Source organism: Paraburkholderia sp. PAMB 6770 (assembly GCF_057748135.1).
Window position 1 is genome coordinate 1,683,028 of sequence record NZ_CM173239.1, and the last position, 22,810, is coordinate 1,705,837.

The following is a 22,810-nucleotide window of genomic DNA, read 5'->3' on the forward strand; positions in this document are numbered from 1 at the left end:
CCGCTTCAGAAGCATTCCCTGCTGTCCTGCGTGCCCGTGATCACCTTCACGCAGTCGGACGGCGCACGCGCGGCGATCCGCTGCACGACGTGCACGGTCCGCACCTCGGGCTTCGGCGGCGGCGCGACCGGCTCCTTCAGCAGCGACACCTTCGTCGCACCGGTGGTCGTCTCGCGGGCGGTGTCCACCTGGTTGCGCAGCACCAGCGACAGCGTGCCGACGCTGCGCGCCAGATCAAGCTTTTCCGCCTGCTCCGGCGTCACTTCGAGGGTAACGGCGTTGACGACGCGCGGCTTCGTGTCGTCGCGGCTCACTTCCTGCGCGACCGCCAGCACGAGGATCTTTTCGAGCACGATCTTCGAGATGTTGCGGTCCTGCGGATCGCCGGGCGTCACCGGGCCGTCCTTCTGGGTGTCGACGATGATGTCCACGTAGTTGCCCGGCAGCGCGAATCCGGCTACGCCGATCACGTCGTTCACCCGCACCGTGATGGCGCGCTTGCCTTCGCCGATCACCGCCGACAGCCCGCCCTGGGTGCCGATCGGCGCGAGCTTCGATTCGAGCAGCGGCTCGCCGCGCTGCGCGCTCGCCCGCAGCACGCGGCCGTCGAGCTTCTGCGCATCGGTGAACGCGCCCGGCGGCAGGCTGCCGCTCGGCCAGTCGATCATCCGGATGTCCTGCGGGCCGAGCCGCTGGCCGAGATTGATATCCGTGGAGGCGACGGCGACCCGCGTCGATGCCGGCGTCTGGTTCATCATCCAGCGCGATGCGAACAGCACGGCCGCCAGCGCGGCGAGCGTCGCCACGATCAGCATCGTCAGCGCTCTCATGTTTTTCATGTCGCACTCCTTACTGTTTCATGTCCTGAGCGGCCTGCCGTAGCGCCGCCCCACCCCATGCTGCCATCCCATCTTCCGTTTGACGCGCTTCTGCGAGCGCGCTGTCGCAAACGGTTGGCCCCGCCCCTTCCCTCGATCCATCCTGGCCTGCTGCCGACGGCCTGTGTGCTGCTCGCGATGTACGGCCGACGCGCGGCCGACGTGCGACTAATGCGAGACGATCACGACGACGAGCGCGCCCAGCGCAATCGCCACCCCGTACGGCAACCGTCCCAGCGCCGTGCCCTGCGCGGCCCGCGTGCCCGGCTGCGCGAGCCCCGCAGCCAGCACGAACAGGCTCGCGCCGGCCGTGCGCCACTGCCGCCGCGCGGCGATGAGCGCGAGCGAGCCGAGCCCGCCGATCACGAACGTCGCGAGTGCGATCGACAACACCATCGATGCGCCGCCGAGCGCGCCGAGCGCGCCCATCAGCTTCACGTCGCCCGCGCCGAACGCGCGCAGCAGATAAAACGGCAGCAGGACCGCGACGCCGGTTGCGCATCCTGCGAGGGCCTGCCAGAGTCCCGCGCTGCCGTGATGCGCGCTCCACTGCACCGGCAGCGCCGCGGCAAGGCCGGCGAGCACCAGCACGTTCGGGATGCGCCGCGTGCGCAGATCGGTGTACGCGGCGGCACCGGCGAGCACGAGGATGCACAGCACGGCGGGAGACGCGAAAGTGTTCATGGCAAGGCCCGTTGTATCCGGTGATGCAAAAATCGGCTGCGGCTGCGGCGCGGCGCACGCGCGACAGCGCGCCGCCGACGCCCGCACGACACCCTCGGGAAGCGCGAGCCGCGCGCAAGGCGCTGCCCGGCGCTGCCCAGGGCAGCACGCCGCTTAGCCGCCGTTGGTGTTCGCGGCGGCGGTCTTCAGCTGCGTGCCGACGTTGTTGAACAGCGTGGAGAGGCTCGTGCCCGCGAGCGTGGCGCCGGCGATGATCATCACGGCGATCAGGCCGGCGAGCAGCCCGTATTCGATCGCGGCGACACCGTCTTCGTCGCGGACAAAGCGCTTCACTTCGTTGATGATGGCGTTCATTTGTCAGTCCTCGTTGCGTAAAAAGTGTGGTCGGGAAAACACCCGCTGCGGGGTTGCCGCATTGCCGCGAGTGCAGGGCATTTAGCGACGACCGTGCCAGCGGCCCGCGAGACCCGCGCAAAGCCTTGTGTACACAGGGTTGCGCGGGTTCAGGCCCGCTTCTGCGCGGGGATCGGCCTATCCGGGCTGTAAATTCTGTTTCACCTTCGTAAGCCAAATGAAACGACGCGTGTGCCTGCTGTGAGCGGTTCCGTGCGCTCGCGCACACACGGGCTCGCAAACCGCGAAGTCGGCGCCGCAGGCCGCGCAAGCGCGCCGCGACACGCTTCGCGCAATGCTGAGCGGCGCCGCGGCGGCCGCGCGCGACGGGCGAATGTGCGCTCGCCCACATGGTCTGAAACGTCTCAGCGATGAGACGCTCGCGCGATGCGCAACGAGCGCGGATCGCGGGTCGGCCGCGCCCGCCGCCGGGCGGCGCAAAGGTTTGCACGAGGCGAGGCTCGGGCCACGCCGTGCGTGCGGTGCGGCCAGACCCGCGTCCGGACGGCATCGCGCGGGCCGCGCGGTCAAAACGCCCGATTCGCACCACCGTGCTTTTGCGCCGCGCATGGGGCGGGGTAAAGTTTTCTCAAACTTGAGACGCGGTGCGATGCGCGCACGTCGTTTGTCAATCCTTAACAACGTCGCGATTGACGCAGCCTTAAGGGTCTGCGATAAACACAACTAGAGCCTTACGATCATTTCGGCATTCTGATTTCCGCGTATGGCAATCGGAAAGCGTTTGAACTATGTTGAGGCCATGCGCCGTCAGAGCGCGACACCCGTTCGGTGCAGCGGAACACGAGCGGGATCAGTACCGGCTCAGCGGGGGCACACATGTTCAGCCAGACCTTGTTTCAGCATCTCGTTCGCGTCACCCGCCCGTGGGTCGACGCGCTGTCGCGCGCCACCGGGCGCAACGCGCCGCCGGGCGCCGCCTCTGTTCGCGCCATGCGTGCTGTCGCCGTGGCGCGCCGTGTGGACCCTCACCCGTTCAATTCCGCTTCAGTGGAGCGCCACCGCCTTGCGGCGCGCGCGCACCGCATGCCGTGGATGGACTAAGGACTGCCGAGCGTCAGCCCTTGGGGCGACGACTGTCACGACACCGGAAAAGAACATGAATACGACCCCCGCCCCACGCGATTCCGAGCGTACGGTGCTGTGTGTATCCGAAACGCCAGACGAAATGCTGGTGAAATTTCTCTCCGCCTGCGGCTGGCAGGTGGCTCACGCGAAAACCACTGCGCTCGCCGAGCGCATCATCGAGCGCGACCGCGTGCGCGTCGGACTCATCGAGTTGCCGGCGCACTGTACGCCGCAACATCTGTCCGCACTCGAAGCCTGCATGCAGCGCGTCGATGCGAACTGGATTGCGCAGATCGAGCCGGGCCAGACCGGCGATGCGCTGGTGAGCCGCTTCATCCTCGACTACTGCTTCGACTTCGTCACGCGGCCGTGTCTGAACGAACGGCTGATCTTCGCGCTCGGTCACGCGCACGGGCTGTCGAGCCTGCGCCGCGCGCAGGTCGCGCCGGAGGCGTCGCTTGGCCGGCACGGGATGGTCGGCCAGTCCGCCGCGATGCTGCAGCTCTATCGCCAGATCGACAAGTGCGCCTCCAACGATGCGCCGGTGTTCATCGCCGGCGAGTCGGGCACCGGCAAGGAACTGACCGCGCGCGCGATTCACGCGCATTCGGCGCGCACCACGCAGGCCTTTGTCGCGATCAACTGCGCGGCGATTCCGCCGACGCTGCTGCAAGCCGAACTGTTCGGCTACGAGCGCGGCGCGTTCACCGGCGCGATGCAGCGCAAGACCGGGCGGATCGAGGCGGCCAACGGCGGCACGCTGTTCCTCGACGAAATCGGCGACATGCCGCACGAGTGCCAGGCGGTGCTGCTGCGCTTCCTGCAGGAAGGCACGATCGAGCGGCTCGGCGGCAACACGCCGATCGAAGTCGACGTGCGGGTGATCTCCGCCACGCACGTGGACCTGGAAAAGGCGGTCGAGGACGGACGCTTTCGCTCCGACCTCTATCACCGGCTGTGCGTGCTGCGCCTCGTCGAGCCGCCGCTGCGCGAGCGCGGCGGCGACATCCGCCTGCTCGCCAACTATGCGCTCGGCATGTATCGCCAGGACGGTGCGCGCAAGATCCGCGGCTTTTCGAGCGACGCGGTCGTCTCGATGTCGAACTACGGGTGGCCGGGCAACGTGCGCGAGCTGATCAACTGCGTGCGCCGCGCGCTCGTGATGAGCGAGGGGCGCTTCATCACCGCCGCGGATCTCGGCTTGCCGCAGCGCGTCAGCGCGCCGACCGAAACGCTCGCGGAAATCCGCAGCAAGGCGGAGAAGGACGCGATCGAGCGCGCGCTGCAGCGTCACGGCTACAAGCTGACCGAGGCCGCCGCCGATCTCGGCGTGTCGCGCGCGACGCTGTACCGCCTGATGCATGCCAATCGCGTGAGCGCCGATCCGGCGGCATCGCATGACGCCGCGCCCGGCGGCACCGACGCGGCAAGCCGGACGGAGCAGCGGGTCCCTTCGCTGACGTAACGCGGCGGCGCAGCAGCGCGGCGGCCTGCGTCGCCGCCGAGGATCGGGCGGATGGCGCCGACGGGGGGCCCGGCGACCCCGTGCCGACGGATTGGCGCGCATGCGGTGCCCCCGCGCACCGCTCGTGCTGTACCTCTATACCCCTCCTCCCACTACCCCACGTCCCGCTATCCAGGACTCCGCTCAACGAGGACCGTGCGGCCACGCTCGACCAGGCGCGCTGGCCGCGCCCGGCACGGCACTCCCGGCACTCCCGGCACTCCCGGCACTCCCGGCACTCTCGGCACTCCCGGCGCTCCCGGCGCTTCCCGTGCTTCCACCGCACCCTTTGATGGCCCCGGGCCCCGTGCGCACCGCTTCGCAAAACGGCCCGCGCCGCGGCAGCGTAGCGTCCCAGCCATTACAATCAGCCGGCATCGGGCACCGGCTTGCCCAGCCTGGGCGACGCCTTCCGCGATCTTTCTGAGGAACTTGCGCGGCGGCCCTGCTGTCGGCTCCACATCAGGCCGCACGGTTGCGCCCCGCTTCCGGATGCCCTTCGTCGTGACTGCCGAACTGTCCCATTGCCTATGCGTACCTTGCTCGTTGCCTCGCTCCTGCTGCTGTTTTCGGTTCCCGTGCTGGCCGGGCCGGCGCCTGCCTCCGCCCCCCGCGCAGCGCCTGTCACGCTGACGCCCGCGCAGGCGCGCACGGCGGTGCAGGCGCTCAACGATCCGCAGCGCCGCGCGCAACTCGTCGATACGCTGCAGGCGATCGCCGCGGCCGGCGCCCTCGGCACCCCGGCCTCCGCCCCACAGGCCGCCGCACCCGCGCCGGCCGCACCGGCCGCGCCGGCGCCGGCCGCCGCGAGCGGCCCGGTTGCAAAAGTGCGCGAGGCGCTAGAGTCGAACGGCCTTGCGTCGCAGCTCGCGCGTGACGGCGCACGCTGGGCCGGGAAGGTCGTCGGCGCGCTGCAGCGCTCGCTCGGCGCGTTGCTCGATACGGCATCGGTGCATGCGTGGTGGCAGACGCTGCTGCACAATCCGCACCGGCGCGCGGAACTGGGCGGCATCCTGCTCGCGCTGCTCGGCGCGCTGCTGCCGGCGCTCGCGGTCGAATGGCTCGCCCGCCGTCTGCTGCGCCGGGCGCTGCTCGCGCTCGCGGCACACCGTTCGATCGATCCACGCGAGCTGTTTCTCGACGAAACGCCCGCCGATGCAAACGACGCTCCGGGTGCGCCGGCCGACGCTGCCACGCGGGACGTCGCCGGCACGCCGGCTGCTTCCGCCGCCTCCGCTGGATCCGCCGCCTTCGCCACTTCCGCCACTTCCGCGACTCCCGCCACTTCCGCCACTTCCGCCACTTCCGCCACTTCCGCCACTTCCGCCACTTCCGCCACTTCCGCCGCTTCCGCCGCTTCCGCGACTCCCGCGGCCCCAACGGCCCCAGCGCCGACCACGGCCGAGGACAGCGCCACGCGCGATGCCGCGGCGCAGGCACAGGCGAGCGCGCGCGGCCGGCTTCACGCGGTTCGACACTGGTCGCTGCTGCGGCGACTGCCGCGTGCCGCGCTGCGCATGCTGATCCACTTCGTGCCGCTCGCCGTGTTCGTCGCCGCTGCGAGCGTGCTGATGCCGCTGCTCACCACCGAGGGCACGCCGCAAGGGCACGCGCTCGACGCGATCGTCGACATTTACGCGCTGAGCCGCACGATCGTGATCGTCGCCGGTTTCTTCCTGCAGCCCGACGCGCCGCGGCTGCGGCTGCTGCAGATGAGCAACCACTGGGCGCAGTTCCTGCAGCGCTGGGTCGTGATGATCGTCGGCGTGGCGGGCGTCGGCTCGGCGCTCGCGGACACCGCCGCCTCGCTCGGACTGAGCGAGCCCGCACGGCTTGCGGTGATGAAGGTGGTCGCGCTCGCGACCCACGTGATGATCTCGCTGATGATCTTCAAGTGCCGCAAGCCGGTCGCCGCGCGCATCCGCGCACGCTGCGCGGCGAGCCCGTCGCTCGCGGTGTTCGGCAATGCGCTCGCCGACTCGTGGGCGAGCGTGAGCATCTTCTTCGTGATGGCGCTGTGGTTCGTCTGGGCGCTCGACGTGCGCAATGGCTACCACACGCTGACGCACCTGGGCGGCATTTCGGTGGCCGTGCTGATCGGCGCGCGGCTGGGATCGATCGTCGTGTTCGGCGCGCTCGCGCGTGTGTTCGACGTACGCGACGACGCGGGCGACCCGTCGCTCGTCCATCAGCATGCGTACCGCTACTACCCGTTGCTGCGCGGGATCGTGTCATGGGTGGTCGGCATCGCGACCGTGCTCGGGCTGCTCGAGGTGTGGGGGGTGAACGTCGCGGCGCTGTTCGAGCGCGGCACGCTCGGCCAGCGGCTCACGTCCGCGCTCGTGACGATCGCCGTGGCGGCCGTGGTTGCGCTGTTCGTCTGGGAGACGACCAACGTCGCGGCGGAGCGGCGCCTGCGCCGCTGGACCGACGCGGGCGACCTGGTGCGCGCCGCGCGCCTGCGCACGCTGCTGCCGATGCTGCGCACCGCGCTGTTCGTCGTCATCGCGCTGATCGTCGTGCTCACGGGACTGAGCGAACTCGGCGTGAACATCGGGCCGCTGCTCGCGGGCGCGAGCATCTTCGGGGTTGCGCTCGGCTTCGGCTCGCAGAAGCTCGTGCAGGACTTCATCACCGGCATCTTCCTGCTGATGGAGAACGCGATGCAGGTGGGCGACTGGGTGACGCTCGCGGGCGTCTCCGGCACGGTCGAATACCTGTCGATCCGCACCGTGCGGCTGCGCGGCGGCGACGGGTCGCTGTACACGGTGCCGTTCAGTTCGGTGTCGACGGTCAACAATACGAATCGCGGGCTCGGCAACGCATCCGTGAAGGTCAGCATCGCGTATGGCGAGGACATCGACCGCGCGATCGCGACGCTCACCGAAATCGGCGCGGCGTTGCGCGCGGATCCGAAGTACCAGAACGCGATCCTGTCGGACTTTGCGTACTGGGGGGTCGACTCCGTCGACGGCGCCGCGCTCACGCTGGTCGGACAGATCCAGTGCCGCGACAGCGGCCGCTGGGGCGTGCAGCGCGAATTCAACCGGCGCATCGCCGACCAGTTCCGCGCACGCGGGATCGCGTTCGCGAATCCGCAGCGCACGGTGATGGTGCCGGGCGACGCGGCGGGCGTCGCGCTGCGGCCGGATGCGCACGCGGACGATGCCGCGCCCGACGGTGCAGCGCCGGGGGCGGGGCGGGCGGGGCCGGCGGATTGAGTGGGGAGCGGGCCTGGGCCGGGTTCGAATCCGGCGCGCGTTGAGCGTGAACGCGCGCCGCGTGCGCGCGAAGATCGCTTCGGCCGATGTGCGGCGTGCTCAGGGTAAGCGCGTCAAACGTTAAAAAATGGATAACGTTCGGGCGGGTGTTGGCCGCGCTCGATGCTCAGGAATTCGAGCCATGGGCGCTTCGTCCATCGACTGAACGTCGGTATAGGGGCCGATGACAGCCTTGCCGATCAGCGAGGTAAGCGGGTGATGAACGAGCAGCTCCTCGTACAAACCGTCGCCGAGGCGCTTTTCGACGTTCTGCGGATTCAGCCCGAGTTGCCAGAGTATCCGGCCTGAAACGAATCGCCTCCGCCCTTTCAGAATTGCGCCGTCACCTGAAACCCGAGCGTGACGCTCGGCGCGGGAAAGCCTGACGGCGCATAGATCGGCGTACCCGCGAACACGTCGTAGCTATAGGTACCGAGACGCGACGGTACCGAACCCTTTACGCCGATAGCCGCGCCCGCAAGCTGCGTACCGGCGAGGTAGGCGGCGGACGGTCCCCACAGATGGCCGTAGTCGATACCCGCATAGAGAACCTGCCCCGACTGCCCGAGCGGATACTGGAGTTCGTTGCGCCAGTAGAAGCCCTTTTCCGCCGCGAGCAGCGTCTGACCGCTAAAACCACGCACCGTATAGCGGCTCCCGATACTCAGGTCGTCGAGATAGTTCAGCTCGTCATTGGTGAACTGGCTGTGCAACGTACCGACATAGCGAAGCGACTGACCGGCAACCGCGAACGGGACCGAGAGGTTCGCGTCGAGCGTCGTCATGTGAAAGTAGTACGTCGGGCCACCGGACGTATCCGGCATCGCGCCGAGCGCGCCGATACCCTGGCGGTACGCCAGGGTGCCATCAAACTGCGCCGCGCCGAAGTAATGGCGATTGGTCAGGCCCGCCTCGATAAACGTATTGTCGCGGTACTGCTGGGGTATGGAGGTATCCGCGATAAAGCTCTCACCCCACCGCTTGATGAGCTGGAACTCGACGCCCGATACGTCGCTCTGGCTACGGTACATGACCCGCTCCAGCTTGAGGCCCGCCGTCTCCGCGTTGCCGCTCGCGACGAAAATCTGGCTGGCCTGCGCAACCTGCTGGTAGTACGTGTTCGTATAGCCGTAGAGCGTACCGGTCCAGTCGCCCCAGGGGACCGCATACGAGGCATTCCAGCCATGCGTGCCGAGGTCGTGATTGCCGAACTGGAGATCCTGATTGAAGCCGCCCGAAAGGACGTCATTCAGGCCGAGGGGGTTGTAGAGCGCGAGCGAGGCGTTACCGATATAGCGGCCCGTCTCGTCGGTCCCCGAGTTGTCTGCCGCGAGAACAAGCGACCATGGTTTTGTGCGCTTGACGGTCACGACGACGTCGCTCTCGCCCGGTAACGTACCGGGCACAATCTCCATCGTGGCGTCCTGGTTCGGTACGCGCTTCATCTGTTCGAGACCCTGCTCAAGGTCGCGCAACTGGAGCACGTCACCGTCCCGCGCAGGAAACGCGGATTTGAGCGAGCCGCGCGTATTGGCGTCGGCGAACTTGAGATTGCGGATAACGCCCGGTATGAGGGCGAATTTAAGCGTCCCCTTTGAGAGGTCCTGCGCCGGCAGAAGGACGCGCGTCGTGATGTAGCCCCGGCTCAGGATGACGCCTTGCAGCCCCCTGGTCAGGAGGTCGAGGCCCTGTTTGCCGACGCATTGGCCCTCATAATGCTTCAGCCAGTCATTCAGGAATGCGAATCGGTCCATCGGAAGCGCGGACGCGCCTTTGACGCGGACGGCTTCGGGTAGCGTATCGGGTACGTTGACCGAGAACGAGTCGATACGGAAACACGGCGTCTCGACGGGCAGGACGGGCCATTCCCCCGCTGCGGGCGCCGCCGAGCGCACGACGGGCGCGGCGACGGTCGCCGCGCGCTGCTGCGCGTCGCGCTGCTGCTGAACCTGCTGTTGCTGTTCGGCGTTCGCGCGGGCTGCTGCTGCCACATCGGGCGGGGTTCGCTGCGCGTGGGCGAGTGATATCAGGGCTGTGAGCGGCATAGCCGCCAGCCTTTTTCGGATTTTCATTCGGATAGGTGTTCTACTTATAAAGAAAGATTTCGAACCTTCGCCAAGCCAACACGACACGGAAAGCGCAGTACGCCTTACCCTCGATGCGCCTCAAGTTCAACTTTCTTCAATACTCCAGTTTTCTCATCAAAATAGAAATTTGCTGCCTTGCTTATGCCCGTTGGCACTGATGCAAACCCAACAATCACATACGCACTCGATTTATACAAGTATGTCCAGATCTCCAGCGATCCAGCGGTGATTTTTTTATCCGGCGGACCAAATTGACTAACTACGTCATCTCTAGTTGCAACTTCGGGTTTGAATTGACCCGCCAGCGACTCCTGAGTCGCGTCCTCAAGCTTCATATTTCCCGTTCTTTGACCAGAGCTGAAAGCGCAGCCAGTCAACGCTGCGACAAGTAGGGCAATTGATATTGTCTTCTTCATAAGAACCTTAGATTCAAAACTTCAATCATATTTCATGGCTTAGGAGCGAGATGGCCCGGCATCCAGACCCATTCCGCACCACTCCATCTCCAGTAGCCCATAACCCAGAATGCATTGCTGTTCGGCGTTCGATAGGGCTGCATTTCAGACTTCGGCGGCGGCATGGGTGGCGCGCCGGGCGGCACGTTCTGATATGCCGCCAATAGCGTGAGCGCTGACAGCGCGACATATTTGCCCGACGCATCTAACTGTTCACTGGCAAGCTTCTAGCAGGCTATCCAGTTCTCTGTAGGCAGTGGATGCGACTGCATCAAATTCACCCACCGCTAACTCGACCGTCTTTACATTGTTTCCGCCGTCGGCCGAATACACAACCTTCGAAAGCTCTCGCGTATCCACTAAGTAGATATGCCAAGCGTTGAAGATGTCGACGTGCGGGCAAACGTCAAAGCACGCCGGCATGAAGTCGACAGGAATCAGCCTTGTTAGATCGTCGCCACTTTCATTCAGAGATTCCTGAATAACGCGAAAGATCTTTTTTCCATCGAAAAGTGCCAGAGGCGGCGCAGTACGTTTCCCTGCGTCGCCAATGATGTATCGCATCGAAAACAGGACATCGCGCAAGGAGGTTCCTTCTTCAAAGTCCCCGACTTGTTCACCACCGATCCAATAGCAAAATCTACCGAACATCCATGTGCCGCCAGAATGTTCGTTCAATTCAAACTCGATCGCAAACCTTGCTTTGTCGCCGTATAGCATACTCATTTCCCCAGAATTTTCAGAACACTCGCCGGGACCTTCGAGGCCGGGATTGTGCCGCTGAAATGCACCGTTCCGGCGTTGTCCGAGAAGTACTGATAGTAGCCAGTCTCGCCTTGGGCATACCAAGTTCCCATACCCCCACGCACTGCGCCACTCTTGTATGCAGTTTGAGCGTCTGCCGGCTCGGGTGTCTTTTTAGGGTTATACAGTGGGCTGCTTGTATCGTGCGCTGGATTCGTCTGATACGTGGGCTTCACGCGCGCGCCCACGTTCGACGGATTGTAAGGATCATCTGATAGCGCAGGACTCGGGGTGCCGTTGTCCGAGCCCTTTGAAAGGGTCGCATTACCGGGCGCATACCCCGTTATGCGGTAAGCTTCGCCACAACGTCCGGCTTGCCAAGTGCAACCAGACCGACTTCGGGATCGTCAAAGTAGCCAACGCGTTGAAAAATGATACCGTCATTTTTTACGTTAGATTGGATCAATTTGAAATCGTCGCTCAATCGGCCTGACCATCCACTGGACTCTGACAAATTCGGCGCAATGTCAGGGAGGGCAAGCAGGTAAGTACACGATCCCGGCTGCATTGTCTCAGGCACGAGTACCAAGGCATCCTCTTCAAGGCGAACGGCGCCAAAGAACTTCAGTTTTCCACATTGCTCGACCATGAACTCTCGTCGATCTTGGAGTGCCTCAAAATCTAATCCCTGAGCCTTTAGGGAATTAAATATTTTCCTGTAGCGTATGATCCGCGTGTCATCCTGCCAAAGCGTGTTACCTAGCAGAAGCCAAAGATAATATCCGCTCATACGTTCGCGTATCGAGCAATATACAAAACGCAAAACTTCTAAGAGTGCCGCATCGTGCGGTACTCTCTTTGCGATCCAATCAGCGGCCGACAACTCGATAGTCTTTTCGTACGCTGACCGTTCCAGTGTAATTAGATCATTCTTCGTGAATGCATTTTCGGCCACGTCTACGTTGATTTCAGTAGTCATAGTGATTTCCTGCCGGATCGTTAAAATGAGCACCTCGATTCTGCGGATCATTCTTTCCGAAAAAATGTCCGCCTGCATCATCGCGAATGATTACTTCCTTTGTTCCACCGCCTTCTGAGGGAACCTCGTACACGTACTGATAACCGGGCTGAACGTTTCCTTGTCGATCAACGTTAGGCCTGACTTCGACCGGTTGTTGACTCACGGGAATTCCAGCGTTGCGCTTTGCCTCATTGAAGGCACCGCTACGGCCTGCGCCATCAGGAGACATGTTCGGCGGCGGCGCACCACCATTATCGGTCGAACTCGCTTGCGTTCCGCTATCACCCTTTGCGAACGTCGCATTACCGGGTCCATAGCCCGGTGTTCCCGGCGCCGCCTGTCCCGCTGGGGAGTTTACCAATACGCCTTGCGTACCCGTAGTCGGCGGCTCGGCGCCACCCATGCCAACAACCGCACTCAAGCCGTTACGAATGCCCTGCAAAATCAAGTCTAGCGGCGACTGAGAAAGCGGGTTGTTACTCTTGCTTTCTCCCGTCAACTGCGCCTCGTCGTCCATCGACTGGTTGTACAGTTGCACAGCCGAGCCGGTAGCCGCGCCAGCCGTCCCGCCGACGAGGGCTCCGCCGAGCCCGGCAGCTATATTGCCTGCGAGATTGCCGATCACCTCCGAGCCAGTACCTAACGTCACACCTTGCTCGATTTCAGCGATTCCCCTGGCAGCCTTCGAAGCAATGCCCGCGCCTGCGGCACCGCCAACGGCAGTAAAGATACTGCCTCCGCCAAGTCCGCCAATGAGCGCGCCACCCGCTGCCTGCAACAGCGCGCGGCTGTCTCCGCCTTCGGCCCACGCCGCTGCCGTGGCGGCATCGGTGGCGGTATTGCGCTTGTTATCCGCATACGCGCCGATCCCTTGCGCGACCACCTGGCCCGCCGCCTGCGCGGCCTGCATCGTATCGGCCTGCTGCGAGAGGATATTGCTGACGTCCGGCGTATTCGAAACCGTCCCGTTCGTATTCGTCGTATCGCGGCTCAGGCCCGCGACGTCCTGAGTCTGCGCGGCCTGGTTCGTGATGTTGATGGTGCCCGCGCTGACTGCGCTGCGCGTCGTCGCACTCTGGTCGCCGCTTTCGTTCTGCGTAATCATCGGCCCGGCGCAGCCTTTTCATCGAGCCATTGCTATTTGAGCAACGATATCCTCATCTGAATTAATTGACATAACCGGATCACCGTACCCTTCGACGTTATCACTTAACCACTGCTCTCCAAGTCGTTGACCGTGAAATTTGGTCACAACACTAAATTCATCGGCACTTACGACGGCAGCAAGTCGCTCTGCCTGTTGGTCCGCGTTCCATACTGCAAACACCTCCTTCACAAGCAAGATGGCCTGTGCAAGCGGCGACACCGAGTCGTAGTCTTCAACATGCAGTGAATTGAGGAAACATTCGTAGCCAGTGCAATCGGGAAAGCTATCTCGTGTCACATTCGTGGTTCCTGACAGACCACGAAGGACATAGCACCCATTACGCAGATCGAACCCGCTATCTGCTATATTCTTTAGCGAGGGGTTCAGCGAACAGTCCAATTGTGTTTCGCTCAAGGCACGCTTCATAGCTCGATTAATTTTCATTACTTACCTCCAAGGTACTTGTCCAGTCCCTTCTGGATTGCGGCATTGAAGCCCGGATCGTTCAGCAGCTTGTTGACTGAATTCGGCGCATCTGGGAACGAATTCGTGCCCGGATCGTAAAGATATTTGTTTCCTTGATTGTCCTGATAGTGAATCTGGCCAGGGCGCTGACCGGGATTCGGATTCTCCACGTCAATTCGCTCCTTGCCGTCCCCCTTCCAAATGGTCTTGCTGGGAAACTGTGCTCCGTCAGCGCCCAACATTGGAGTGTTGGAATCATTAGCGGACGATGACTGCCCATTTTTTGCCAGCGTGGCTGTATCGGCCCCATACCCCGGTGTTCCCGGCGTCGCCTGTCCTGCACCATCTACAAGTACACCTTGCGTACCCGTAGTCGGCGGCTCAGCGCCATCCATGCCCACAATAGCACCCAGCCCGTTACGGATGCCCTGCAAAATCAGGTCTAGCGGCGACTGCGAAAACGGGTTGCTGCTCTTGCTTTCTCCCGTCAACTGCGCCTCGTCGTCCATCGACTGGTTATACAGTTGCACAGCCGAGCCGGTAGCCGCGCCAGCCGTCCCGCCGACGAGGGCTCCGCCGAGCCCGGCAGCTATATTGCCTGCGAGATTGCCGATCACCTCCGAGCCAGTACCTAACGTCACACCTTGCTCGATTTCAGCTATTCCCCTGGCAGCCTTCGAAGCAATGCCCGCGCCTGCGGCACCGCCAACGGCAGTAAAGATACTGCCCCCGCCAAGTCCGCCAATGAGCGCGCCACCCGCTGCCTGCAATAGCGCGCGGCTATCTCCGCCTTCGGCCCACGCCGCTGCCGTGGCGGCATCGGTGGCGGTATTGCGCTTGTTATCCGCATACGCGCCGATCCCTTGCGCGACCACCTGGCCCGCCGCCTGCGCGGCCTGCATCGTATCGGCCTGTTGCGAGAGGATGTTGCTGACGTCCGGCGTATTCGAAACCGTCCCGTTCGTATTCGTCGTATCGCGGCTCAGGCCCGCGACGTCCTGAGTCTGCGCGGCCTGGTTCGTGATGTTGATGGTGCCCGCGCTGACTGCGCTGCGCGTCGTCGCACTCTGGTCGCCGCTCTCGTTCTGCGACATCAGCGGCGCAACGGCAGGTGTGCCGCTTACCGAGCCCATCCCGACAGCCTTGCCCGTGTTGCCCCAGCCCACACCCGCACCGATGCCGTTACTCGTCGCGTCATAATGCGACTCGTTCTGGATATCGGAGTAGGTCAGCGTACCGGTGGTGAGCGTGTTCTTCTCCGCTTCCGCAGTACTCGAAACCACCGCGCCGGTCAGGCCCGTATTGCCCTTGACGTTGATATCAAAGCCGCCGCTACCGGCATTGATACCCGCCTGTCCGTTGACCTGGGCGTAGTTCGCGTCGGCGTGGCCGTTCTGCGCGCTAAAGCTCGCGCTACCGCCCGTCTCGCTAATGCTGAACCCGCCGCCCGAACTGCTCTGGTGCGCGGTACTGACCGTCGTATCCTGGACGCTCTGGATATTCAGGTTGCCGCCGACTTGTGCGGTGACCTGGTGACCGTTGACCTGCGAGCCGATGATATTCGTGTCGCCGCCCGAAACGACGGTCACGCTGTTCGCGCCGTTGATGTTCGAGGCGTTCTGGATCGCCGCGCTACTGTTGCCGTCGCCGTGCGCGTTCTGCATGGATGCTGAAACGCCGACGCCGTTCGTCCCGATCGACACGCCCACGCTCGAACCCGACGACGAATTCGAGCTTTGCGTCACATCGGTATTCGTCGTATTGACGATGTTCACCTGATTCCTTGCCGCGAGGACGACGTCGTTCGCGCTGACGTTCGAACCGGCGATGGTCAGGTTGCCGCTACCCTCCGTACCATTACCCGTTGCCACGAATGCAGCGGTACCGCCTGCCTGAACGTTCGAGCCGACCTGGGTCGCCTGATCCTCCGACGACTGGCTCTGGCTATGACTCGAACCAACGCTCACCTGTACGCCAATGCTTGGTGCGTTGGCGGCATCCGAGATACCGTTCTTTGCCAGACTGTACGCACCGTACCCCGCAATCGCCGCGTCGCCGCCCGCCGCGATCGCATGCAGCGCATCGGCGCGACCGTTGCTATTGCCGCTCGCGAGCGTCTGGCTCTGCTGGTACGCGCCGTTGATCGCATCGCCAACGCTGCCCGAGAGGCCGATGGTTACGCCGCTGCTGCTCGTCTGCTGGGTCTGGCTCGTATGGCTCGTATCGGTCGCCGAATCGATGATGACGTTCGCCGCCGTACCCGTCACGTTCTGCGCCGCGACGAGGTCGCTGCCGGTGACATGCAGGGTATTGCCCGCCTGAATCGAGAGGTTCCCGTTCAGCGAGCCGACGACGCTGCCGTTGTTCGTGACGCTCGACTCCTGGTCAGTCGTTGCGAGCTTGTTGGTACCGATGGTAACGGTCAGGCCGCTCGTCCCGAGGCCCGTATCCTTCTCCTGATAGGTACTCGACGACTGCTGCGTATTTTGCGTCGTCGTGATATTGACGTCGTGCCCGGCGCTCAGACTGACGTCGTTCGTCCCGACAACGGTACTGCCGGCGACGTTAATATCGTTCCCGCTTGAGATCGTCACGGCATCGGCGGAGACCGTACTACCCTGAGCGACCGTCGTCGTCGTATCGCTCGAACTCCTGACCTCCTTGCCGCTGACCACGTTGCTGTGGCTATGCTGCTCCTGCGAGTTGTCGACATAGGTCGCGGTGGCCGCGCCGATATTGACGTTGTTCGTTGCCGCGAGCGTTGCCGTCCCCTGGTCGAGATTGATCGTGCTGCCGACAACGTTGATGTTGTTACCCGAGGCGACGGTCAGCGAATTGCCCGAATTGAGCGTCGTCCCCGTCAACGTATCGGTGGACGTATGCAACGACTCGGAGTAGCTGCCGTGGCTGTCGCTACCTGAACTGTTGCTGTTGACGGTCGAGGTTGCAGTCGCCGCCTGGAGGGTGACGTCGCCCTTCGCGACAACCGTACCGCCGCCGCCGAGATTGATGTTCGCTCCCGTCGCGGTCAGGTTGCCGCCCACGCCGATTGCCGACACGCCACCAACATTGACGTTGCTCCCGGTCGCCTGGTTGATGTTCGTATCCGATACGCCATTCGCGCGCGCCACGACTTTCTGCTCGCCGGTCTGGACCGTACCGATATCCCAGTTGCCACCGACGCTCATGCCGAGATTGCCGCCGACATTCAGGTTGCCCGCGTTCTGCTCGACGTTACCGCCGGTCACGATCGCAGCGTCGCCCGCCACATTGAGGTTCGCAATAGGGCCGAGTGTCGTCGTGGTGCGCGTCGCGCCCGTCGCGCTGACCTGGTTGACGGTATTCGCCGCCGTATTGAGGATCAGGTTGCCGCCCGCGTTCAGCGCGAGGCTTCCCGCGTTCACGTTCGCCGAGGTAAAGTCGATATTGCCCGTCGTCGCCAGCGACATGAGGCCGCCGCTTTGCAGCGTACCGAACGCGTTATTGATCTGCTGGCCCTGAATGGAGAGCGTATTGCTCGCCTCTACGGTCCCGGAATTATTGAAGGTTTGCGCGTTCTGCAGATCGATACTGGTCGCGCCGATAAGCGGCCCGTTCATGTCCTGCTGGCTCGCCTTCGCGAGATAGACGACCGGGACGAGCACGGACTGCCCGTCGACGATCTCGGTCTGCATGATGACGACGTTCGTCGTCAGCGCCGCGACCTGGTCCGGCGTGAGGGCCATGCCGAGCGGCAGGTTCAGCGACTCGGCGAGCGACGCGCCCGCCGCCATGAGCGCTTCGTACATCGACTGGACGTCGGTATAGGGGCCGAGGACGGCCTTGCCGGTCAGCGAGGTCAGCTGGTTCTGGACGAGCTGTGCCTCGTACAAACCGTCGCCGAGACGCTTTTCGACGTTCTGCGGATTCAGTCCGAGCTGCTGGAGATAGTAGTTGCTCGAAATGAACGAGGCCGCGCTCGTGAAGGCCGGGTTCGTCTCGATCAGGTACGGCGCATTGGGCGCGGTATCGGGCCTGAACAGGCCGCCCTGGGGAATCGTCAGGTTGCTCAGGACGTTCACCGCCGTCGCGCTCGCGATGACGGCATTCACGAGCCCCGGGCCGCCGTTGACCGAAGCGGCTGCGCCTTTCGAGCCGCCCGCGTTGCCCGCGACGCCGCCGACGCTCACGCCCCCGGGCGACTGGCCCGGAACAAGACCGAGCGACGGAATCCCCGCATTGCCCGCCGTGTTGTCGATGTTCACGCCCGTACCGGTAATCGTGCCGCCAGCCGTCCAGGTGGATTCGTAGTCGGGCAGTCCATAGGTACGGACATCGGCGGGCGCGGCCTGCGTATAGCCGCCCGGATGGCCGGTCGGGAACAAAGGCGTCGGGTCGCCAAACGGCAACTGCCAGTTGTATTCCGAGTTGTCGTAGTTGTTGTAATGGTAGTAGCCCGAGTACGTCACCTGGACCTCGGGCGCGAGCTGCCCCTGCCAGCTATTCGCATCAAGCGTTGCGGGCATCGCGATATTGCCGACCGCCGCGACCGCGCTCCAGTCGTTCTGGAACAGGCCAACGTTCGACAGGTCAAGATTGCCTCCGGCGATAATCTGCGCCTGCGGGCTGATCGACGCGATGAGGTTCGCGACCGCAACGCCCGTATAGGTCGTGTACTGATACGTCGAGTTCCACTGCCCGCCGTGGGGCGGATCGGTATAGACGCCGCCGATACAGGTCGGGCAAGGCGTTCCGACCTGGCCCGTCGTACCCGACAGGCTGATGCCAAGCTGCGTGAGCAGGTTCGGATCGACCGCCTGGTTCAGGCCGGTCGTCGTCATCGTCGTGCGCGTATTCGTGACCTGGTTCGCGTCGAGCGTCATGTCGCCCGCCGACTGGATCAGCGCCGACTGGTTGCGGATCAGGTTCGCGTTCGTATAGTTGCCGTTCGCATCCTTGCCGCCCGCCAGCACGATGGCGCCGAGACCGTAAATCGCGGTCGTCGCCTGCGTATCGGTCATCGTCGTATCGTCGCGGTTCCCGATATCGGGCGCGAGGATTTCGAGCAGGCCGTTACTGTCGGTCGCGCCGATCAGCGCGGTCGGTCCGACGTTTGTTACGGACTGCGTAGCATTGAGCGAGACGCTACCGCCGACCATCGCGCCCGTATTCTCCAGCGTGGCCGAGTGCGTCGTCAGCGTGCCGCCCGCCATCATCGCGCCGCTGTTCTGGATATCGCTCGCGTGAATGTCGAGGTTATCTGTCGCCTCCAGCGCGCCGCCATTCGCGAACGTGCCGGGTAGCGTAAAGGCAAGGTCGTGACCGGCGTTGAACGAGAAAGCGGCGGTCGGCGCAAAGTCGCCCTGCATGTTGATTGCGACGTCGTTCGCCGCGCTATAGGCACCGCCCCCGTTCAGCGTCGCCGCGTCGACGCTCAGGTTATGGGTCGCGCCGATCTGCCCGTTCGTATTCGTCATCGCGCCGGTCGTCGTGATCGCGACGTCGCCGGTCGAACCCGCGAAACTGCCGATTTCGCCGTTGCTGTTGTCGACGGTATTCGCCTGGATACCGACGCTACCGCCGCTCACCTGGCCGCCCTGCGTGTTAGAGAGCGCCGCGGTATCGACGGCGACGTTGCCGTTGCCCGTCACGACGCCGCCCGTATTGATCATCTGGCTAGCGCCCTGGATGGTCGTATTGCCCGTCCCGAGGCCGCTAACGAGACCGCCCGTATTGTCGACGGACGCGGCCTGAACGTTGAGCGTGCTCGCATCGCCCGGCTCGCCGGTACCCGACTGGATCTGTCCGTTCGTGTTCGTCAACGCGCCGCCGCTGGCGAGCGAAAGGGACCCGAGCGAGCGTACCGCGCCCTGCGCGTTGTCGATATTGCCCGCGACGTTCGCCGCGATGTTGCCCTGCGCAGCGAATACGCCGCCCGCGTTGTCGAAGCTGCCGGCCTGTGCTGCGATCTGGCCGGCAGTGATGATTTTGCCGCCGACGTTCGAGAGGGAGCCCGAGCCGTTGCCCGGCGCGATCGTCAGCGTACCCGTTCCGGCGTCGAGAATCGTACCGCCGTCGTTGATGAGTGTGCCGGGCGAAAGTGTCAGGTCCGTACTGTTCGTCTGGATCGTGCCGCCCGCCGAGTTGTCGAGCGTATTGCCGACGTTGACGCTCATCGGCGAGGCGCCGTACTGCGTGATCGTCCCGCCGTGGTTGAGGAGATCCGTCGCGCCGAGCGCGAGCTGGTTCGCCTCGATATCGCCGTTCGAATTGTCGAGCGTGGAGCCGATCGAGAGCGTGAGATCCGGCGCGACGATCGAGCCGCCGCTATTGGTCATCGATCCGCTCTGGACCGTCCCGTTCGAGGCCGCGCCGACCTCGCCGCCGTTGTTGCTGAGCGACCCGCTCGCGAGGCTCAGACCGGCATTCGAGAGCAGTTTGCCGTTTGTATTGTCCAGCGCGCCGCCAACGGTTGCGGTTACACCCGTCTGGCCGAGCACGAGGCCTGCCGTATTGTCGAACGCGCTGGCCCCGGCGACGACCGTTCCGTTGCTCTCGATGGTCCCGTTCGCGTTCGAGATCGTCCCCGCGCCGCTGCCCGCGTCGAGCGTGAGCGTTCCGGTTCCGGCGTGAACAAGGGAGCCGCCGTCGTTGTCGAGGGTAACGGGCGTCAGCGAGAGATCCGTACTGTTCGTCTGGATGATGCCGCCAGCCGAATTGTCGAGGGTGGACGATACGGCGACCGTCATCGGGCCGCTTCCCGTTTGCGTGATCGTGCCCGCGTGATTGACGAGGTCCGTCGCGTTGAGCGAGACCTGCGCGGCCTGCGTCGTGCCCGAGCTGTTGTCGAGCGTCGTCGCGCGCTCGCTCACCGTCTGGCCCGCCGTAATCGAGCCGCCGCCATTGGTCAGCTTCGCGCCCGCGTTCACCGTCGTATTGCCTGACGCGCCGAGCAAACCACGGCTATTGTCGACCGATTGAACCCCGGTTACCTGGAGGTTCGTCTGTGCCGATACCGTCCCGTGGTTGGCAATGGTCCCGCCTTGCAGCGCGACCGCGCCATTGCCGCCGATGAGGCCGCCCTGTGCGCCGGTTGCGGTCGTCCCTGCCGCGTTCGTGATTGCGCCCGTCGCCGTGACCGAGAGACCGTCGCCGTTGAGCGACGTGATGCGGCCGGCGGTATTGTCAACGGAGGACCCGGATACCGCCATGCCCGCCGCGCTCTGCATGGTCCCGGCGCTGTTCGCGATGGCGCCGCCCTGAACCTGCATCGCGCCTTGCGAGACCATCGAACCGGCCTGATTGTCGATCTGGCCGGCTGCCTGCGCGACGAGCGGCCCTTGCGACGAGATATCGCCGTTCTGGTTCGAGAGGTTGCCTGCGGTCAGCGTTGCGCTACGGCCCGCCGCCAGCGAACCGTTGTCGTTGTCGAGCGTGCCCGCCGCACTCGCCGCGACAGAGCCGCCCGCGCTCGTCGTCGCGCCCGCGAGGTTGAGGCCGCCCGCGTTCGCTGTCAGCGAGACGTTGCCGTTCGCCGCCGTCTGGCTGCCGGCGAGATTGACGCCGCTACCCGTCAGCGTTGCGTTGCCGCCGGCCACGTTCTCGCCGGTCGCGTTGAGCTGCCCGCTCGTCGAGACGTTCAGGTTTCCCGAGCTACCGAGTGAGCCGTCGTTGTTCACGCCCGCGCCGAGAATACCGGTCGAGTCGAGCGATCCGGCATCGATGGTCGTGCCCTGTTGGGCCGCAACGGTGCCGCTATTCGTGAGCGCGCCCGCCGAGACGATGGCGGTATTCTGCTGCCCGTAGATGGTCCCCGTATTGGCGAGGCTCGCCGCGTTGATGGCGACGTTGCCGCTCGCGGTCATTGTGCCCGCCTGGACAAGCTGGCCCGAAGCCGTGAGGATCAGATCGCCCGCCTGCGCAGAGAGGGTGCCGGCGTTCGCGACCCCGACACCGTTCTCGTTGCTCGTCAGGACGATACGGTTTGCGTACATGCCGCCGAGCTGCGAGACGTCGATCGAGACGGCCGGGGGCGCTCCGCTGCCTGCGACCGCGCCCGGCGTCAGGCTCGCATAGTCGATGCTGTTCGAGCCGGCCGTCACGTTCAGGGCATTGGCATAAATCGCCGCGTTGACCTGTACGGCACGCGCCAAAAGATCAACCTCATCGATATTTGAAGCATTGAGCCCCGCGCCCTGGACAGTAATTGTCCCGCCGGTTACGTTAAAACCGGTCAGGTTGCCGTTACTGTCGATCAGCGGATTGCCCGTAGTCAAAATTCCCCGGGACGTATTGATAAAACCGCCGCCGTCGACCACAATGCCCGAACCGTTTGCGATGACAACAGCCGCTTTCTGGCCCGCGACCTCGACATAACCGCGTAACTGGCTCGGATTGTTGCTATTGACCTGGTTGACAATGATTTTTGCGGCGTCGTTCGCCCCGTAATTCGGGTTGCCGGATATCATGCCCGCGAGTTGTGTATTCACATTGACGGGCGAATTGTTCAATATCGCGCCACTTTTGCTTACGTCAAATTGCGAATACGTGTTAAGCGAGACGCCCGCCCCCGAGGGCTTGTTTACGTTTACTTGAGGCAGGCCATTTGCCGTAGTAATGGCGCCCGGCGCGTGCGCGCCCGACGGTACGATCTGCGCATCCGCGAGAACCGGAGCGAGCCCGAAGAGGGCCAGTGCGGCAAAAGCCGCATGACGCAGGGCGAAAAGCGTCATCGGACGAAGCGCGCGCGACGCTCCGGTGTCGCTTTGGCCTGCCGTATGTCCGGTTGCAGTCTCCGCAACCGCGACGGGCATACCCCGGAGCGTGCTGAAAACAAGCCGGTAACAGTTTTTATTCATGCTTATACCCGTAATGCTGAATAAAGCCCGCCCGATGCGAGGCGCCTCCCAGTCAATGGACGACACAAGAAAACGACGACCAGCAGGCGCCGCATTTCGATTCTCTTTGAGCGTAGCCGGCGAGATTAACAGGCCGATCTGTAAATCGCCATCGGATAAGTCTTAATTAATATCAACCTGACAATATTTGATGATTTATCTGTTATTTATCGACTTCCCTTTCGCCAGGCATTTTGCGCATCCGGGTTA

The 22,810-nt window shown here is 63.9% G+C and carries 14 protein-coding genes; 3 read left to right on the forward strand and 11 right to left on the reverse strand.

All coding sequences use genetic code 11. The annotated features are described in order from the left end of the window. Positions 1-5: 5 nt before the first annotated feature. From cpaB to AC3AP7_RS24900, 3 genes are all read right to left on the reverse strand, one after another. The gene (gene cpaB / locus AC3AP7_RS24890; protein WP_487362966.1) at positions 6-839 is read right to left on the reverse strand and encodes a Flp pilus assembly protein CpaB; all 834 of its coding nucleotides are present in this window, start codon (positions 837-839) and stop codon (positions 6-8) included. A 207-nt stretch (positions 840-1,046) separates the two neighbouring features. Next, complete coding sequence (locus tag AC3AP7_RS24895; protein WP_487362967.1) at positions 1,047-1,562, reverse strand: A24 family peptidase; 516 nt, start codon at positions 1,560-1,562, stop codon at positions 1,047-1,049. Positions 1,563-1,715: 153 nt separating this feature from the next. Continuing rightward, positions 1,716-1,916: a Flp family type IVb pilin gene (locus tag AC3AP7_RS24900; protein WP_487362968.1), complete on the reverse strand. Its 201-nt coding sequence runs from the start codon at positions 1,914-1,916 to the stop codon at positions 1,716-1,718. 876 nt (positions 1,917-2,792) lie between these two features. Here AC3AP7_RS24900 and AC3AP7_RS24905 point away from each other — a divergent pair. The 3 genes from AC3AP7_RS24905 (at position 2,793) to AC3AP7_RS24915 (ending at position 7,766) form a co-directional block, all read left to right on the forward strand. Beyond that, complete coding sequence (locus tag AC3AP7_RS24905; protein WP_487362969.1) at positions 2,793-3,017, forward strand: hypothetical protein; 225 nt, start codon at positions 2,793-2,795, stop codon at positions 3,015-3,017. A gap of 55 nt (positions 3,018-3,072) precedes the next feature. Continuing rightward, positions 3,073-4,506, forward strand: coding sequence for a sigma 54-interacting transcriptional regulator (locus AC3AP7_RS24910; protein WP_487362970.1), 1,434 nt, complete (start codon positions 3,073-3,075; stop codon positions 4,504-4,506). A 569-nt stretch (positions 4,507-5,075) separates the two neighbouring features. Then, entirely contained in the window at positions 5,076-7,766 is a 2,691-nt protein-coding gene (locus AC3AP7_RS24915; protein WP_487362971.1) for a mechanosensitive ion channel domain-containing protein, read from the forward strand. A gap of 368 nt (positions 7,767-8,134) precedes the next feature. On the opposite strand, the gene AC3AP7_RS24920 is transcribed toward AC3AP7_RS24915, so the two are convergent. The 8 genes from AC3AP7_RS24920 to AC3AP7_RS24955 all read right to left on the reverse strand — a co-directional run bounded on the left by AC3AP7_RS24920 (position 8,135) and on the right by AC3AP7_RS24955 (position 22,561). Then, positions 8,135-9,877, reverse strand: coding sequence for a ShlB/FhaC/HecB family hemolysin secretion/activation protein (locus AC3AP7_RS24920; RefSeq protein ID WP_487362972.1), 1,743 nt, complete (start codon positions 9,875-9,877; stop codon positions 8,135-8,137). Positions 9,878-9,954: 77 nt separating this feature from the next. Next, a complete protein-coding gene (locus AC3AP7_RS24925; RefSeq protein WP_487362973.1) occupies positions 9,955-10,308 on the reverse strand; it encodes a membrane lipoprotein lipid attachment site-containing protein in 354 nt (117 codons plus the stop codon). 32 nt (positions 10,309-10,340) lie between these two features. After that, on the reverse strand, positions 10,341-10,493 hold the full coding sequence (gene bcpO, locus AC3AP7_RS24930; protein ID WP_488324876.1) for a CDI system lipoprotein BcpO: 153 nt from the start codon (positions 10,491-10,493) through the stop codon (positions 10,341-10,343). A gap of 67 nt (positions 10,494-10,560) precedes the next feature. Next, positions 10,561-11,067 (reverse strand): immunity 42 family protein, encoded by a 507-nt coding sequence (locus tag AC3AP7_RS24935; RefSeq protein WP_487362974.1) that lies wholly within the window; start codon positions 11,065-11,067, stop codon positions 10,561-10,563. A 367-nt stretch (positions 11,068-11,434) separates the two neighbouring features. Next, a complete protein-coding gene (locus AC3AP7_RS24940; RefSeq protein WP_487362975.1) occupies positions 11,435-12,070 on the reverse strand; it encodes a hypothetical protein in 636 nt (211 codons plus the stop codon). Next, on the reverse strand, positions 12,060-13,217 hold the full coding sequence (locus AC3AP7_RS24945) for an HNH/endonuclease VII fold putative polymorphic toxin (RefSeq protein WP_487362976.1): 1,158 nt from the start codon (positions 13,215-13,217) through the stop codon (positions 12,060-12,062). The genes AC3AP7_RS24940 and AC3AP7_RS24945 overlap by 11 nt, the downstream gene beginning before the upstream one ends. Positions 13,218-13,235: 18 nt before the next feature. Beyond that, positions 13,236-13,703, reverse strand: coding sequence for a hypothetical protein (locus AC3AP7_RS24950; RefSeq protein WP_487362977.1), 468 nt, complete (start codon positions 13,701-13,703; stop codon positions 13,236-13,238). Next, a complete protein-coding gene (locus AC3AP7_RS24955) occupies positions 13,703-22,561 on the reverse strand; it encodes a two-partner secretion domain-containing protein (protein WP_487362978.1) in 8,859 nt (2,952 codons plus the stop codon). The genes AC3AP7_RS24950 and AC3AP7_RS24955 overlap by 1 nt, the downstream gene beginning before the upstream one ends. Positions 22,562-22,810 lie beyond the last annotated feature (249 nt).

Excerpts from the sequence above, each read along its gene's own strand:
- cpaB (WP_487362966.1), bottom strand. The coding sequence starts at position 839 with ATGAAAAACATGAGAGCGCTGACGATGCTGATCGTGGCGACGCTCGCC.
- AC3AP7_RS24895 (WP_487362967.1), bottom strand. The coding sequence starts at position 1,562 with ATGAACACTTTCGCGTCTCCCGCCGTGCTGTGCATCCTCGTGCTCGCC.
- AC3AP7_RS24900 (WP_487362968.1), bottom strand. The coding sequence starts at position 1,916 with ATGAACGCCATCATCAACGAAGTGAAGCGCTTTGTCCGCGACGAAGAC.
- AC3AP7_RS24905 (WP_487362969.1), top strand. The coding sequence starts at position 2,793 with ATGTTCAGCCAGACCTTGTTTCAGCATCTCGTTCGCGTCACCCGCCCG.
- AC3AP7_RS24910 (WP_487362970.1), top strand. The coding sequence starts at position 3,073 with ATGAATACGACCCCCGCCCCACGCGATTCCGAGCGTACGGTGCTGTGT.
- AC3AP7_RS24915 (WP_487362971.1), top strand. The coding sequence starts at position 5,076 with ATGCGTACCTTGCTCGTTGCCTCGCTCCTGCTGCTGTTTTCGGTTCCC.
- AC3AP7_RS24920 (WP_487362972.1), bottom strand. The coding sequence starts at position 9,877 with ATGAAAATCCGAAAAAGGCTGGCGGCTATGCCGCTCACAGCCCTGATA.
- AC3AP7_RS24925 (WP_487362973.1), bottom strand. The coding sequence starts at position 10,308 with ATGAAGAAGACAATATCAATTGCCCTACTTGTCGCAGCGTTGACTGGC.
- AC3AP7_RS24935 (WP_487362974.1), bottom strand. The coding sequence starts at position 11,067 with ATGCTATACGGCGACAAAGCAAGGTTTGCGATCGAGTTTGAATTGAAC.
- AC3AP7_RS24940 (WP_487362975.1), bottom strand. The coding sequence starts at position 12,070 with ATGACTACTGAAATCAACGTAGACGTGGCCGAAAATGCATTCACGAAG.
- AC3AP7_RS24945 (WP_487362976.1), bottom strand. The coding sequence starts at position 13,217 with ATGATTACGCAGAACGAAAGCGGCGACCAGAGTGCGACGACGCGCAGC.
- AC3AP7_RS24950 (WP_487362977.1), bottom strand. The coding sequence starts at position 13,703 with ATGAAAATTAATCGAGCTATGAAGCGTGCCTTGAGCGAAACACAATTG.
- AC3AP7_RS24955 (WP_487362978.1), bottom strand. The coding sequence starts at position 22,561 with ATGAATAAAAACTGTTACCGGCTTGTTTTCAGCACGCTCCGGGGTATG.